The sequence below is a fragment of the Pararhodobacter sp. SW119 genome (assembly GCF_017811755.1).
In the GTDB taxonomy this organism is placed as follows: domain Bacteria; phylum Pseudomonadota; class Alphaproteobacteria; order Rhodobacterales; family Rhodobacteraceae; genus Pararhodobacter.
The window spans coordinates 54,247-67,107 of the sequence record NZ_JADDJF010000017.1 but is presented as its reverse complement, the minus strand read 5'-3'; the positions used below and the strand labels follow the sequence as shown (position 1 = coordinate 67,107).

The following is a 12,861-nucleotide window of genomic DNA, read 5'->3' as shown; positions in this document are numbered from 1 at the left end:
GATCAATCGGGCGCGGTGAAACCCGACGTTCGATCCGCCAACCTCCGATGCCTCAGTTTCGGCAAGAGGCCGTGTCCCACGAAGTGCTGCGAGTGGTCGCGCATTGCGCCCTTACACCGCCCAGTCAGCAGGCACCCAGCGATAACGTCCCTCGTGACGCGCCACATAACCGAGGCCGGGCCAAGGGAGGTGGTTGGCCAGTGCGCGCAAGCGCTCGCACGCGAGGCGCTCGAGCAGGTTTTGGCGCGTTGTTGACGCCTGCGCGCCGTCCGCGTCGTAGCCGGCGGCCCATTCGGGCCGCTCGAAGGACACCACCGGGTCGGTGAGCACATCGCCAACAACAAGGAGCGCATCATCGCCCTGCTCGATCAGAAGCGACGCATGGCCCGGAGTGTGGCCGGGCGTGGGGACATAGCGAATCTCGTCAAGGATCGCATCATCCGGCCCCACGAGGCGAATTCGGCTGGCAAGCTGTTCGAGATGTGCCTGCGTGGTGCGCGCGATCCAGGCAGCGAATTCACTGGGCATCTTTTCGTCCAGCCCGGGCTGGCTCCAGAAGGCGTGGTCGGGCTGAGGGGCAATGAGTTCCGCATTTGGGAAGGTCGGCGCGGCGTTGTCTTCATCGGTCGCTCCCCAGAAATGATCCGGGTGCAGATGGGTAAACACAACGAGGTCGATGCTCTCGGGGTCGATTCCGGCGGCGCGCACGTTCGCCGGCAGGCCGCTGTTCGCGGGCTGGAACTTGCCGCCACCCCCGGCGTCGACCATCACGCGCCGGCCGGCGATGTCGGCGACCATTACATTGGATTGCAAAGTCTGGGTGTCCGGCGACTGGCGGAAGGCACTGCGCAGGACAGTGACCTCTTCTGCGGGAGCGGAGTCATACACGAAATCGATGGGAAAGGTGACGATGCCATCGCTGACAATCGTGATATCGGCATCACCAACGCGGGTGGCCGCAGAGGCCTGGCTGCTCTGGGTCTGCATTCGGGACCTCCTGTCGTGTCGTCTACGGCGGGCAAGGCGCATCGCTGGCGCACGCCTATCGTGGCGCACTTTATGCGCGCGGGTGACGCGGCGCTTGGAGATTTCGTGGAGATTTCTTGTTGCTCACGACTTCGCAGATGGTGTGTTGGTCGAGACCATTCCGTTCTGAAGCGACGGTTGGGTCATCCGGTTGTCAGCTTTGGCGGCCAAGACGTTACACCCGCACAATGCTCGATGCATCATGCGCACCGAAGGAACTTCGTTGAAGGGCTCGACGGCCGTTCTATGCGGTTCGCGTCCATATCTACCTCCAGAGTACATCGACCTGCAACCAGCTGGGCACATGACCGTGTCAACAGACTTCGAGCAAGTGAGACACTTTCCCGCGAGACACCGGAAGGCGAGACGGATCGCCTCTACGCCGCTATCTATAGCGATATGCTAGGGGTCCTGCGCTCAGGCGAACCGACGCCGATCCGGGGTGGATACCCGGGTGGCTTCCGGGGTCCAAGTGGAATCCGGGCGGGGTCCAGCAGCTGGGGAATATCGGTCTGAATGCGCGAGTTCGCGGTGGGCAAACGCTCACCGAAAGCCCCGGCAAAAACCTTCTCTGACACGAATTTAGCGGTAGTTTTTCCGGTGAAAACGCCTACCGAACGGGACTGAGATGAACCGATAACCCATTGTTTTATGGTTCCTTTCCAGGCGGAAACGTATGCTGGGGGGCGCAGCGCGCAATATCGCCAGCGTCAGAGCGATTTTTTTGGGAAGCCACCCCGCGTGGAAGCCACCCCTGAAGCGTGAATAACCAAGCAATAACAAAATCTTGCCGGGTGGATTCCGGTGTGGATCCCCTGGACTCCGGAGTCCACCCGAAAGCCACTGGACTCCATACTGGCGGAATCCAGGCCGATGACAAGTTCAACGCTTTCGGCCTGGAATGCGGTCATTCTCGACGTCGCCGTCCGCACCGTCGGGCAGGTCGTCGTCGGGCAAATCATCGTCGGGAAGCACGCCACCGGTTTCCGAGGCATCGCGGTCCGATAGCCGGATATCGTCCTCGGCATAGGGATCGACATCAGGTTCCGATTCATGGCTCGGGGTTGTCGTCCCGTCGCCTTGGTCGCGCAGGGTCGGGAACTCTCCAAGATTGTCTTGGATCGCGGCCTCTTCAATGACGGGCTGAGCGGCCTCCTCGGGGTCAAGGGTCGGTGGATCGACCTCCTCGATTGCGACCAGTTCGCGCGCCTGTTCGATGAATCGCTCATAGCCGCCTTTCGGACTGCCCGCGTCAGCCCACAAACGCTCGGCCCGGGCTTCGATGCGAGCCTCCAAAGCTTCGAATTCTTCACGGTTCATGGCGCACCTCGCTTTCGCGGTGACAACCCGTGCACGGGTGCGAGGTTCCATCAGTGCGCGATGTGTTTGCTCCCCGCTTACCGCCATCTCACAATATGCCTCTCCAAACAGGAACACTTATGACTCTCGCCTTCGCCCCCGAGCGGATCGAGCAATGGCCGCTTGCGCGCCTGCAGCCCTACGCGAAGAACGCGAAGCTGCACGGGCCGGACCAGGTCGCCAAGATCGCTGCCAGCATGGCGGAGTTCGGCTGGACCGTGCCGTGCCTCGTGGGCGAGGACGGCGAGCTGATCGCCGGCCATGGCCGGGTGCTGGCCGCGACGCAGCTGGGGCTGACCGAGGCCCCGGTGATCGTGCTGGACCATCTGACCGAGGCACAGCGCCGGGCCTACCGGATCGCGGACAACCGACTCGCTGAATCACCATGGGACGAAGCGCTGCTGTCGGTCGAGCTTCAGGAATTGCTGGCCGAGGACTACGACCTGTCGCTGGTGGGATTTTCCGACGGCGAGCTCGACAAGCTGCTGGCCTTCGATCCGAATGCGGGCGGTGAAGAAGAAGGTGGTGCCGGCGGCTCAGTGTCCCCGGTGACCATTCCCGAGCCGCCGCGCAACCCGGCCTCCCGCAACGGCGATCTGTGGATCCTCGGCGATCACCGTCTGCTTTGCGGCGACAGCACGAAGCATGACGACGTGCGCCGCCTGATGAACGGCGAGCGCGCGGTGCTGTTCGCGACCGACCCGCCATATCTCGTCGATTACGACGGCTCGAACCATCCGACGCGCAACAAGGACTGGAGCCAGTCCTACGGCGTGACTTGGGACGACAGCTCGCAGGGCGCCGAACTCTACGACGGCTTCATCGCCGCCGCTGTGGCGGAAGCCATCACCGAGGATGCCGCCTGGTATTGCTGGCATGCCTCGCGCCGCCAGGCGATGCTGGAAGCCTGCTGGGAAAAGGCCGGGGCCTTCGTCCATCAGCAAATCATCTGGGTGAAGGATCGGGGCGTCCTGACCCGGTCCCACTACCTCTGGAAGCACGAGCCCTGCTTAATGGGTTGGCGCCGCCCGAACCGCCCGCCGAAGGTGGCCGAGCAGACGCTGCCGTCCACATGGGCGCTGCCCAGCTTTGCCAGGGACGAGCGCCCCGACCACCCGACACCGAAACCTATCGACGCGTTCGGCATTCCGATGCGCCAGCACGTCGCCCGCGGTGGCCTCTGCTACGAGCCCTTCTGCGGCTCCGGTTCGCAGATCATGGCGGGCGAGGCCAATGGCCGTCGCGTTTTCGCGATGGAGATCAGCCCGGCCTATGTCGAGGTCGCCGTGGAGCGCTGGCAGGCCGAGACCGGCCGCGACGCGATCCTCGACGGTGACGGTCGGTCCTTCGCGCAGGTGAAAGCCGAGCGGCTGGGGAAGGTCGCGTCCGAGGCTGCCGCGGCATGAGACAGTCACGCAAGATGTCCTTCGTCGAGGCCGCGACCAATGTCGTCGTGGGCTATGTGCTAGCGATCGCGACGCAGTTGACGGTGTTCCCGCTGTTCGGCATCGAGGCCGCACTCGGCGAGCATCTGGCGATTGGCGCCGCTTTCGTGATGGTCTCGTTGGCAAGGGGATACCTGCTGCGCCGGTTCTTCGAGCAGCTGCGCGCATCCCGGACGGTTGACCGCTCCACGACGTGATGGTTTACGCCGGATCCTGTTAAGACGGGAAACTGGCAAGTGCGCGGTTACGCCGATATTCGGGAACGACTGGAAAAGCTCGAGGCTTTGTTCGCCCGCGGCGCGACCGCCGGCGAACGGGCGGCGGCCGGCGCGGCGCTCAAGCGCTTGCAGGCGCGGCTCGATCCGGCAAGGGCAGCATTACCGGAGGAGCCCGAGATCGAGGTTCAGTACTCACTACCCGATGTCTGGGCGGTTCGATTGTTTGTCGCGCTGTGCCGCAAGAACGGCGTCAAGCCGTACCGCTATCCGCGACAGCGGCGCACCTCCGTCATGGTGCGGGTCCGCCAAACCGAGTTCGAAAAGACCACCGGCGCCGAGTTCCGCAACCTGCACAAGGAACTGACAAGCTACTTCGCGGAGATGGTGAACCACCTGATTGCCGACGTAATGCAGTCGGACGGCGACGATGAGACACTCGAGCAGCGCCAGATCGGGCGGTAAACGAAGTTCTACGAAATGCCATTGATTGTGCTGGTCCGACTGTAGGCAAAACCCTCGTGGTATCTGTCCAACAATCACGGAAGGGCTCGTTTCGGGAACGCTTGCGCGCCTGTTTTGTTGCCACGGCGGAACGTGGCACGGAGGTTCTGGTAAGACAGCCCGAATTCTCAGCGGAATGGAAAGATAGCCGGAATGTTGGATTTTACCCTGCCGCTGGAGGATGCACTACTCCAGTTCACCTTGGTTTTGCTGGTCGTTTTGGTAGTTCAGCGTGTCTTCCACCGCGTGCCTGTACCGGGTCTCATCGGACTCCTGGTCGTCGGAATGCTGATCGGGCCGGGTGGGGCGCAGATTCTGCCTGCCGAGCCTGTCGTCGAATTGCTTGGCTCCATCGGCCTGCTCTTCATCATGTTTCTTGCCGGGCTTGAAATTGACCTTGAGATCGTCCGCCATCACAAGCGCGAATCAGCCGTTTTCGGCGCCCTGTGCCTCCTGCTGTCGTTCCTACCCGTGCTCGGCGTCGGTCTTCTCTTCGGCTTGGATTGGCCCGGCGCGCTGCTGCTTGCCGCCGCACTGGCATCGCATACCCTGATTTCCTACCCCATCGTCCAACGCATGGGCTTGATCCATCGCCGACCGATCGTTGCGGCCGTTGGCGGCACCCTGCTCACCGACACCGCCGCCCTGGTCGTTCTGGTGGTCGTGCTTCAGCTTTCGGGCGCCGAGGAGGGTGCGCTCGGCTGGGCCGGCCCGATTGTCCTGCTCGCCGTCCTCGCCGCCGCGGCGCTCTATGGCCTGCCCCGGCTGGCTCGCGCCACCTTCGAAGACCCCGAGGCAACCCTTGCGGAGAATGCGCTCTTCGTGGTCGCGGCACTTCTGGCGCTCGCCGCACTTGCCGAATTGATCGGCACCAAGGATATTCTCGGCGCTTTCATCGCCGGCATCGCTCTCAACCTCAGTCTCAAGCGGCGCGAAGTTCTGTTCGAGCATCTGATTTTCGCCGGCCGGATGCTGTTCATCCCTTTTTTCTTCATTCAGACCGGCATGAAGCTCGAACTCGCGGTGTTCGGCGAGATCTGGCCTTGGGTGATGGCTGGACTGCTCGTCCTCGCGGTCCTGGCCGGCAAGGGTGGGGCCGCGTGGATCACCGGCCGCAGCTTCGGGTTCAGCCGGACTGGCCGGTGGGCGATGATCGGCATGACTCTGCCACAAGCCGCTGCAACGCTCGCCGTCACCACCACAGCCGAGGGCGCCGGCCTGATCGACGCAACCGTGGTCGACGCCGTCATCGTGGTGATCTTCATCACATGCCTGTGCGGCGCCCTGCTTACCCGCGCCACCGCCTGGCGGTTGCGAGACCATCGTGACCCTCACACCAGAGTACCTCGAGACCAGTAGCGCGCCAGTCGCGCCCCACGACGGCGCGGATTGATGCGAAGCTCATCCTTCTAGCCTTTTCACTCGGGACTCATCTCCCCGGAAAAAATTGCCGACCGGATCGATGCCGTCAGACAGACGAGAAACCGCCGCCAATGAAGCGGCGGCTTCCGCAGATCGCGGAAATCAGGCCGGCGGCAGTCGGTAGATCCGCCCACCACCCTCGACCTTCTCGGAGGTGACCTCGAGCCCGAGCTTCTTCTTCAGCGCCCCGGCGAAGGCCCCACGCACGGTGTGGGACTGCCAGCCCGTCGCCTCGCTTATCTGCGCGATGGTCGCGCCCTCGGGGCGGCGCAGCATGGCGATCATGGTTGCCTGCTTGGTGCCGTCGCGCGTCTTGCGCGGAGCGGCTATGTTCGCGCCCGTGGGCGCCGCCTTCTTCGGGCCGCGACCCTTCTTCGGCGCGGCCTCGACCGGCGCCTCCGTCGCGCCCGTGTTCGCGCTGTCCGCGCCCTCCGGTTCTACCCCGATGGCGGCGAGGCCAGTGTCAGTAATTTGCAGCAGAATTGCCCGGCCTTCGGCGTCGTTGCGCCAGAAGCGGTTGAGAACCGCGTCAGCCTTGGTCCGGCTGTCGTCACCGTCTCGGCGATCAGCCCGCGCGAGAGCAGCGCGCCCACCACCTTGGCGGCCGCGCCGCCGCGGAGGCTGCCGGGCAGCGGCAGGACGTTGCGGTCGTCGCGCTGTGCGGCGGCGCCGAGGATCACGAGTTGGGTATCGGAAAGCTTGTTCATGGTCGTCTCCGTGGTGGTCGAGGCTCGCGGAATGCGGAGCCTCCTACCACCCCGAGCCGCGCGGTCGGCGCGGCGTGGGCCAGAGGTCGTCGTCGTGGCCCCGAGCAGTGAGTTGGATCGTCCTTGTGGATGGACGTTCGCTCCACACGGCGGGCTTATCAACTCGATAAGCACCTAAACCGGAATGATAATAGAGGTCGGCGATGAAGGGCATGAGCGAGCGCCAGTACGCTGCGCATGCCGGCCTCTCGCGCGGCGCGATCCAGAAGGCGAAGACAGCCGAGCGGCTGGTGTTGTTCCCCGACGGCTCCATCGACGCCGAGGCTTCCGACCGGCGGCGCTCTGAGACGACGGACCCGTCCAAGACCAGAAAGCCGCCCGCACCGAAGCTGAAGCCTGTGCCCGAAGCGGCCGTCAGCGCGGTGGGCGATACGCTGCGCGAACAGGGGCTCGCCGCGCCTCCGGTTGGCGGCGGCACGACCTTCCTGCAGGCGAAGACTGCGAACGAGGTGCTGAAGGCGCAGGAGCGGCGCATCCGGCTCCAGAAGCTCAAGGGCGAACTGGTCGACAAGGCGCGGGCCGAAACGCTGATGTTCCGGCTGGCGCGCGAGGAGCGCGATGCCTGGGTCACCTTGCCCGCGCGCGTCGCGGCGCTGATGGCATCGGAACTGACCGCGGTGCTGGGAGACGGAGTCGAGGTGGAGGCGGCGCTGGCGCCCAGCTCAACAGCCTCTCCGAGATCCGGACCGGGCTTGGATGAGGATGTCTTTGCCTTCGAGGGCGCCGCCGGGCTGATCCTCGCCTGGTCGCGGGGCATGCGTCCCGACCCGGACCTGACGGTTTCGGAATGGGCCGATCGGCACCGGATGCTGGCCTCCCGCGCCTCGGCCGAACCGGGGCGGTACCGTACTGCCCGCACGCCCTACATGTGCGAGATCATGGACCGGCTGAGCCCGGGCGATCCCAGCAGCCGGATCGTATTCCAGAAGGCTGCGCAGGTGGGCGCGACCGAGGCTGGCAACAACTGGATCGGGTTCGTGATCCACCAGGCGCCGGGCCCGATGCTGGCGGTGCAGCCAACGGTGGAACTGGCAAAGCGCAACTCGCGGCAACGCATCGACCCGCTGATCGAGGAAAGCCCGGAACTGCGCGAGCGGGTGAAGCCCGCGCGCTCGCGCGATGCCGGCAACACGATGCTGTCGAAGGAGTTCGCGGGCGGCATCCTGATCATGACGGGTGCCAACTCGGCCGTGGGGCTGCGCTCTACCCCGGCGCGCTACATCTTTCTCGACGAGGTTGATGCCTATCCGGCCTCGGCCGACGAGGAAGGTGATCCGGTCACACTGGCCGAGGCCCGGTCTCTGACCTTCGCGCACCGGCGCAAGGTGTTCCTGGTCTCGACCCCGACGATCCGAGGGCTGTCGCGCATCGAGCGGGAGTTCGAGGCATCCGACCAGCGGCGGTTCTTCGTGCCGTGTCCACAATGCGAGCACGAGCAGTGGCTCAAGTTCGAGCGGCTGCGCTGGGACAAGGGGCAGCCGGAGACGGCGGAGTATCACTGCGAGGGCTGCGAGGCACCCATCTCCGAGCACCACAAGACGGCGATGCTGGAGCGAGGCGAATGGCGGGCGACCGCGACCGCCGCCGATCCGACCACGGTCGGCTACCATCTCTCGGCGCTCTACTCGCCGGTGGGATGGCTAAGCTGGGCGCGGATCGCGCGAGCGCATGAGGCAGCACGGGGATCGGACGAGGCGATGCGGGCGTTCCGGAACACCATCCTCGGCGAGACCTGGATGGAGACCGGCGAAGCCCCCGACTGGCAGCGCCTGGCGGACCGGCGCGAAGCCTGGACGCCGGGCACCGTGCCTGCAGGCGGGCTTTTCCTGACAGCTGGCGCCGATGTGCAGAAGGACCGGATCGAGGTCGACGTCTGGGCCTGGGGCCGCGGGCTGGAAAGCTGGCTCGTGGATCATATGGTGATCGAGGGCGGGCCCGGCGATCCGGCCTGCTGGCAGAAGCTCACCGACCTGCTTGGCCGGACATGGGCGCATGCGAGCGGCCAGCACCTGACCATCGCCCGGCTTGCCATCGACACGGGCTTCGAGACCAGCGCCGTCTATGCCTGGTCGCGGCAGGTGGGCTTCGCGCAGGTGGCCCCAGTGAAGGGCGTCGAAGGGTTCAACCGCGCGAGCCCGGTGACGGGGCCGACCTATGTCGACGCGACCGTCGCCGGCAAGCGACTTCGGCGCGGCGCGCGGCTCTGGACCGTCGCCACCTCGACCTTCAAGGCCGAGACCTATCGCTATCTGCGGCAGGAGCGACCAACGAAAGAGGAGCATGACGCTGGCGCGGCGTTCCCGCCCGGCACCATCCACCTGCCGGACTGGGCCGACGGCGAATGGCTGAAGCAGCTCACCGCCGAGCAGCTGGTGACGGTGCGCACCAGGCGCGGCTTCTCGAAGCTCGAATGGCAGAAACTGCGCGAGCGCAACGAGGCGCTGGACCTGCGCGTCTATGCCCGCGCCGCCGCCTGGATTGCCGGTGCCGATCGCTGGCCAGAAGCGCGATGGGCCGATCTGGAGTCGCAGCTCGGCGTGGAGAAGGAGGTGTCAGTTGGCGGCGCGCCCTCGCGGACATCGGCTGCGAGAGCTGCCGCGCCGAAACGGCGGACTGTGCGGTCAAGTTATCTGAGGTAAACGTGCGGGCCATGTCGGGGCTCCATCGCTTGCGAGGCTCCTGCATCTCTGTTTTGATCGGGGAGCTTCAGAAACGGAGCCAGGCATTTGTCCTCAGAACCCGAACTCTCCACTCTTCCAGCCCGGCGGGGGCGCGCGGTGCGTCTCGGCACGGGGCAGGCAATTCAGATCATCAACACGCACGGGTCTCAGGTGGTGGATACATGGGTGTTCAGCGCCGAAGACTTGACGGAATTTCTGTCCAACGAGCACATGCGCGCGACACTGGGCAAGCTGTGGCCTGGAAAGGGAGATGCGCTGATCACCAACCGGCGTCGGCCGATCATGATCATGGAAGAGGATACCTCGCCCGGGCGGCATGACACACTCATGGCGGCCTGTGACGACTATCGCTACGGCCTTCTGGGCTGCACGGAGTATCACGACAACTGCACGGACAACCTGCATGCTGCCATGAGGCGGATCGGGCGCGTACCACCCGAATGCCCGAGCCCGCTGAACCTCTGGATGAACATCCCGGTTTCGGCGGACGGGTTGACCGGGTGGGGTGAACCCCTGTCGAAACCGGGGGACTACGTCGTTCTGCGTGCGCAGATGGATTGCATCGTCGCCATGTCCGCCTGTCCGCAGGACATGTTGCCGATAAACGGCGCCGCTTGCCAGCCGACCGAGGCGCACTATCGCATCCTGCCAAACCCGTGCCAATTCGCCGGTGGCGGCACGCTGGCCGCAGATATCAATGCAGGCAGCACTTCTTGAACTTTCTGCCGCTGCCGCAGGGACAGGGGTCGTTGCGGCCGACCTTGGGCGTCTCGCGTTCGAAGGAGTCGCCGAAGATCTGGGGCAGCCCGGTGCTTGAGGCACGTTCCTTCGCCCGGGCCTTCAGGAACGCTTCGGAGAAGCAATGCCAACGCGCGAGTTCGTCGATGGCGCTGTCGATCAGTCCGGTCTTGCGGCGACTATGGAACCACGGCGACTGGCCGCCCTCCACCGACTTTCGCAACTCCTGTTGAAAGAAGTCGAAATCCGCCTCTTCTGGCGAGACCCACTCCTTTTCGAAGGCTTCCCGGACCTGCGGCTCCAGATGCGCAAGGCCGAGATCTGCGACGGCGAAGGCCCAGGAACCCCAGAGGATCTCCGGCTTCTTGAAGTCGGATGCGAAGAACCGCTCAAGGTAGTCTTCGACATCCGGACGCGTTTCAGGATGCTGCCGAGCGATGATGACGAGTGCGTCGATCATCTCGCAGCGAACGAACTGGTCGGCGGTCGGATCCTCGATCGCGTCTAGGATCGGCTGCAGATCGCCATCGAAAACACCGGCAATGACGCGCTTGGTGCCTTCGGTGATGGCATCGCCGAGGAGAAGTTCGAGATAGTCGGAATCCTGCCGCAGCAAGGCGGTGAGCGGGTGATAAGCTCGGCTGTCGCGCCATTCGCCGAGCAGGTAATAGACGAAGAGGAAGGCAGAGACGTCTGCTTCGCTGGATGTGTCGGCGTCTGCATTCCGGAGCCGCTCGATCTGGTCGAGAAACAGCGGGACCATCTCGTCACGGCACTCGCCCGCCGCGACCAGGGCCTCGCGCGGGAAGCCTTCCGAGACGGCCAGGGTGGTGAAGATTTCGTTGGGGGACATGCCTGATCTCCGATTCCGATTCCGGTTTTTTGGTCGGAAATATCCGTCCCGCGGCGCCTCCGCCACCGGGAAAAAGCTACCAGGAGCCATCGATGCCCACGCCCGCAGAACTCCGCGCGCGCCGCGCAGCGCTAGCCGCGCAGCGGTCCTCGGGCGTGGCGCGGGTCAGCTACGACGGCAAGACCGTTGAGTATCGCAGCATCGCAGAGATCGACCGGGCGCTTGAGGCGCTCGACCGCGAGATCGCCTCCGCCGAGGGGCGGCGGATCGTCCGGCAGGTGCGCGTGACGACAGCTAAAGGGCTCTGATCCATGGGTCTGATTGATCGCTTCCGCCGCCGCGCGACCGGCGGCCCCGCGGCCGTGCGCGCCCGCCTCGAAGGGGCCATGTCCCGGCGCCGGCTGCGGGGCTGGAACCCGCCACTGGAGAACATCAACGCGCTGGTCGCCTCGGGCGGGCCGCGACTGCTGGCGCGGTCGCGCGAACTGGTGGTCACCAACGGCTATGCGGCAAATGCCTGCGAGGCGTTTGCGGCGAACCTCGTGGGCGACGGGATCAAGCCCTCCTCGCTGATCGAGGATGCGGCCATGCGTGATCGCGTCCAGCGGCTCTGGCTCGCCTGGACCGACGAGGCGGATGCCGACGGGCTGACCGACTTCTACGGCCTGCAGGCCATGGTAGCGCGGGAGATGTTCGTCGCGGGCGAGTGCTTCGTCCGGATGCGCCCGCGCCGCGCCGAGGACGGGCTGCTGGTGCCGCTGCAGCTGCAACTGCTGCAATCGGAAATGCTGCCCTTCGAGAAGACGGGGACGGCGGCGAACGGCAACCGGCTGCGCTGCGGGATCGAGTTCGACGCGATCGGCCGGCGCGTGGCCTACCACTTCCGCCGCCGTCATCCGGGCGACAGCACTGACCAGGGCGCGGTGATCCCGGAGACGGTGCGCGTGCCGGCAACGGAGGTGCTGCACATCTATCGGCCGATCGATGCCGGCCAGCTCCGGGGCCTGCCGCATGTGGCGCCGGCGATGGTGCGGCTGTTCCTGCTCGACCAGTACGACGACGCCGAACTTGACCGGAAGAAGACCGCGGCGATGTTCGCGGGCTTCATCACCAAGTCCGCGCCGGAAGAGCCGATGATGGGCGAGACCGACGCGGACCTCGATGGCGCCGCCATTGCCAGCCTCGAGCCCGGCACCATGCAGGTGCTGCTGCCGGGCGAGGACGTGAAGTTCTCGAGCCCCGCCGATGTCGGCGGCGGCTACGAGGCGTTCCAGTACCGGACGCTGCTGGCAGTCTCCGCCTCGCTGGGGCTGCCCTATCACCTGGTGACCGGCGATGTGCGGCAGGCGAACTATTCCAGCCTGCGGGCGGAACTGGTCGAATTCCGCAGGCGGGTGCAGCAGCTTCAGCACGGGGTGCTCGCACATCAGCTCTGCCGGCCCATCTGGGCACGGTGGATGGAAACGGCGATGCTCGCCGGCGCGCTCGACCTGCCGGACTATGCCGGGGCCCCTGCCCGCTTCCGCGCGGTTCAGTGGATCCCACCGCGCTGGGACTGGGTCGATCCGCTGAAGGACATCCAGGCGCAGGTGCTGGCGATGGAGGCGGGCATCACCTCGCGGCGCAAGGTGGTCGAGGCCACCGGCTACGATGTCGAGGAAGTCGACCGCGAGAACGCTGTCGACGCCAAGCGCGCGGCCGAACTGGGCCTGCGCTATCGCACCAGTCCGGGCGAGACGCAGGGCGCGCGGGCGACGCCGGCAACGCGCCCCGATCCCGGCGACGGCACAGGCGACGACAGCGGCGCTGGCGCCGCGGCGGCCAATCCCGCCACCGAACAGGAGTAATTCC

The 12,861-nt window shown here is 65.6% G+C and carries 13 protein-coding genes; 8 read left to right on the top strand and 5 right to left on the bottom strand.

Annotation, left to right across the window (positions count from 1 at the left end):
• Positions 1-111: 111 nt before the first annotated feature.
• Together IM708_RS11790 and IM708_RS21270 are read right to left on the bottom strand one after the other, a co-directional pair.
• Positions 112-987: an MBL fold metallo-hydrolase gene (locus tag IM708_RS11790; RefSeq protein ID WP_209426729.1), complete on the bottom strand. Its 876-nt coding sequence runs from the start codon at positions 985-987 to the stop codon at positions 112-114.
• A 921-nt stretch (positions 988-1,908) separates the two neighbouring features.
• The gene (locus tag IM708_RS21270) at positions 1,909-2,346 is read right to left on the bottom strand and encodes a hypothetical protein (protein WP_245243146.1); all 438 of its coding nucleotides are present in this window, start codon (positions 2,344-2,346) and stop codon (positions 1,909-1,911) included.
• A gap of 119 nt (positions 2,347-2,465) precedes the next feature.
• Here IM708_RS21270 and IM708_RS11780 point away from each other — a divergent pair, with 119 nt between their 5' ends.
• The 4 genes from IM708_RS11780 to IM708_RS11765 all read left to right on the top strand — a co-directional run bounded on the left by IM708_RS11780 (position 2,466) and on the right by IM708_RS11765 (position 5,908).
• Entirely contained in the window at positions 2,466-3,791 is a 1,326-nt protein-coding gene (locus IM708_RS11780; RefSeq protein ID WP_209426728.1) for a ParB N-terminal domain-containing protein, read from the top strand.
• A 14-nt stretch (positions 3,792-3,805) separates the two neighbouring features.
• Positions 3,806-4,027, top strand: a complete 222-nt coding sequence (locus IM708_RS11775; RefSeq protein ID WP_348524966.1) for a hypothetical protein — start codon at positions 3,806-3,808, stop codon at positions 4,025-4,027.
• 39 nt (positions 4,028-4,066) lie between these two features.
• Positions 4,067-4,510 carry a hypothetical protein gene (locus IM708_RS11770; RefSeq protein ID WP_209426724.1) on the top strand — a complete coding sequence of 148 codons (444 nt, stop codon included), beginning with the start codon at positions 4,067-4,069 and terminating at the stop codon, positions 4,508-4,510.
• A gap of 192 nt (positions 4,511-4,702) precedes the next feature.
• Positions 4,703-5,908, top strand: coding sequence for a cation:proton antiporter (locus IM708_RS11765; protein WP_209426723.1), 1,206 nt, complete (start codon positions 4,703-4,705; stop codon positions 5,906-5,908).
• 165 nt (positions 5,909-6,073) lie between these two features.
• Here IM708_RS11765 and IM708_RS21675 read toward each other — a convergent pair whose 3' ends face one another.
• A complete protein-coding gene (locus IM708_RS21675) occupies positions 6,074-6,256 on the bottom strand; it encodes a DUF3489 domain-containing protein (protein WP_348524965.1) in 183 nt (60 codons plus the stop codon).
• 152 nt (positions 6,257-6,408) lie between these two features.
• Positions 6,409-6,678 (bottom strand): hypothetical protein, encoded by a 270-nt coding sequence (locus IM708_RS21670; RefSeq protein WP_348524964.1) that lies wholly within the window; start codon positions 6,676-6,678, stop codon positions 6,409-6,411.
• A gap of 203 nt (positions 6,679-6,881) precedes the next feature.
• On the opposite strand from IM708_RS21670, the gene IM708_RS11750 reads away from it, so the two are divergent.
• Both IM708_RS11750 and IM708_RS11745 read left to right on the top strand, forming a co-directional pair.
• Positions 6,882-9,377 carry a phage terminase large subunit family protein gene (locus IM708_RS11750; RefSeq protein WP_245243145.1) on the top strand — a complete coding sequence of 832 codons (2,496 nt, stop codon included), beginning with the start codon at positions 6,882-6,884 and terminating at the stop codon, positions 9,375-9,377.
• Between the two features lie 87 nt (positions 9,378-9,464).
• Positions 9,465-10,136, top strand: a complete 672-nt coding sequence (locus IM708_RS11745; protein WP_209426721.1) for an urea carboxylase-associated family protein — start codon at positions 9,465-9,467, stop codon at positions 10,134-10,136.
• On the opposite strand, the gene IM708_RS21265 is transcribed toward IM708_RS11745, so the two are convergent.
• The gene (locus IM708_RS21265; RefSeq protein WP_245243144.1) at positions 10,114-11,010 is read right to left on the bottom strand and encodes a DUF1186 domain-containing protein; all 897 of its coding nucleotides are present in this window, start codon (positions 11,008-11,010) and stop codon (positions 10,114-10,116) included. The two genes, IM708_RS11745 and IM708_RS21265, sit on opposite strands and share 23 nt — an antisense overlap.
• Positions 11,011-11,102: 92 nt before the next feature.
• Here IM708_RS21265 and IM708_RS11735 point away from each other — a divergent pair, with 92 nt between their 5' ends.
• Together IM708_RS11735 and IM708_RS11730 are read left to right on the top strand one after the other, a co-directional pair.
• The gene (locus IM708_RS11735; RefSeq protein ID WP_209426719.1) at positions 11,103-11,318 is read left to right on the top strand and encodes a hypothetical protein; all 216 of its coding nucleotides are present in this window, start codon (positions 11,103-11,105) and stop codon (positions 11,316-11,318) included.
• Positions 11,319-11,321: 3 nt separating this feature from the next.
• Positions 11,322-12,857 carry a phage portal protein gene (locus tag IM708_RS11730; RefSeq protein WP_245243143.1) on the top strand — a complete coding sequence of 512 codons (1,536 nt, stop codon included), beginning with the start codon at positions 11,322-11,324 and terminating at the stop codon, positions 12,855-12,857.
• Positions 12,858-12,861 lie beyond the last annotated feature (4 nt).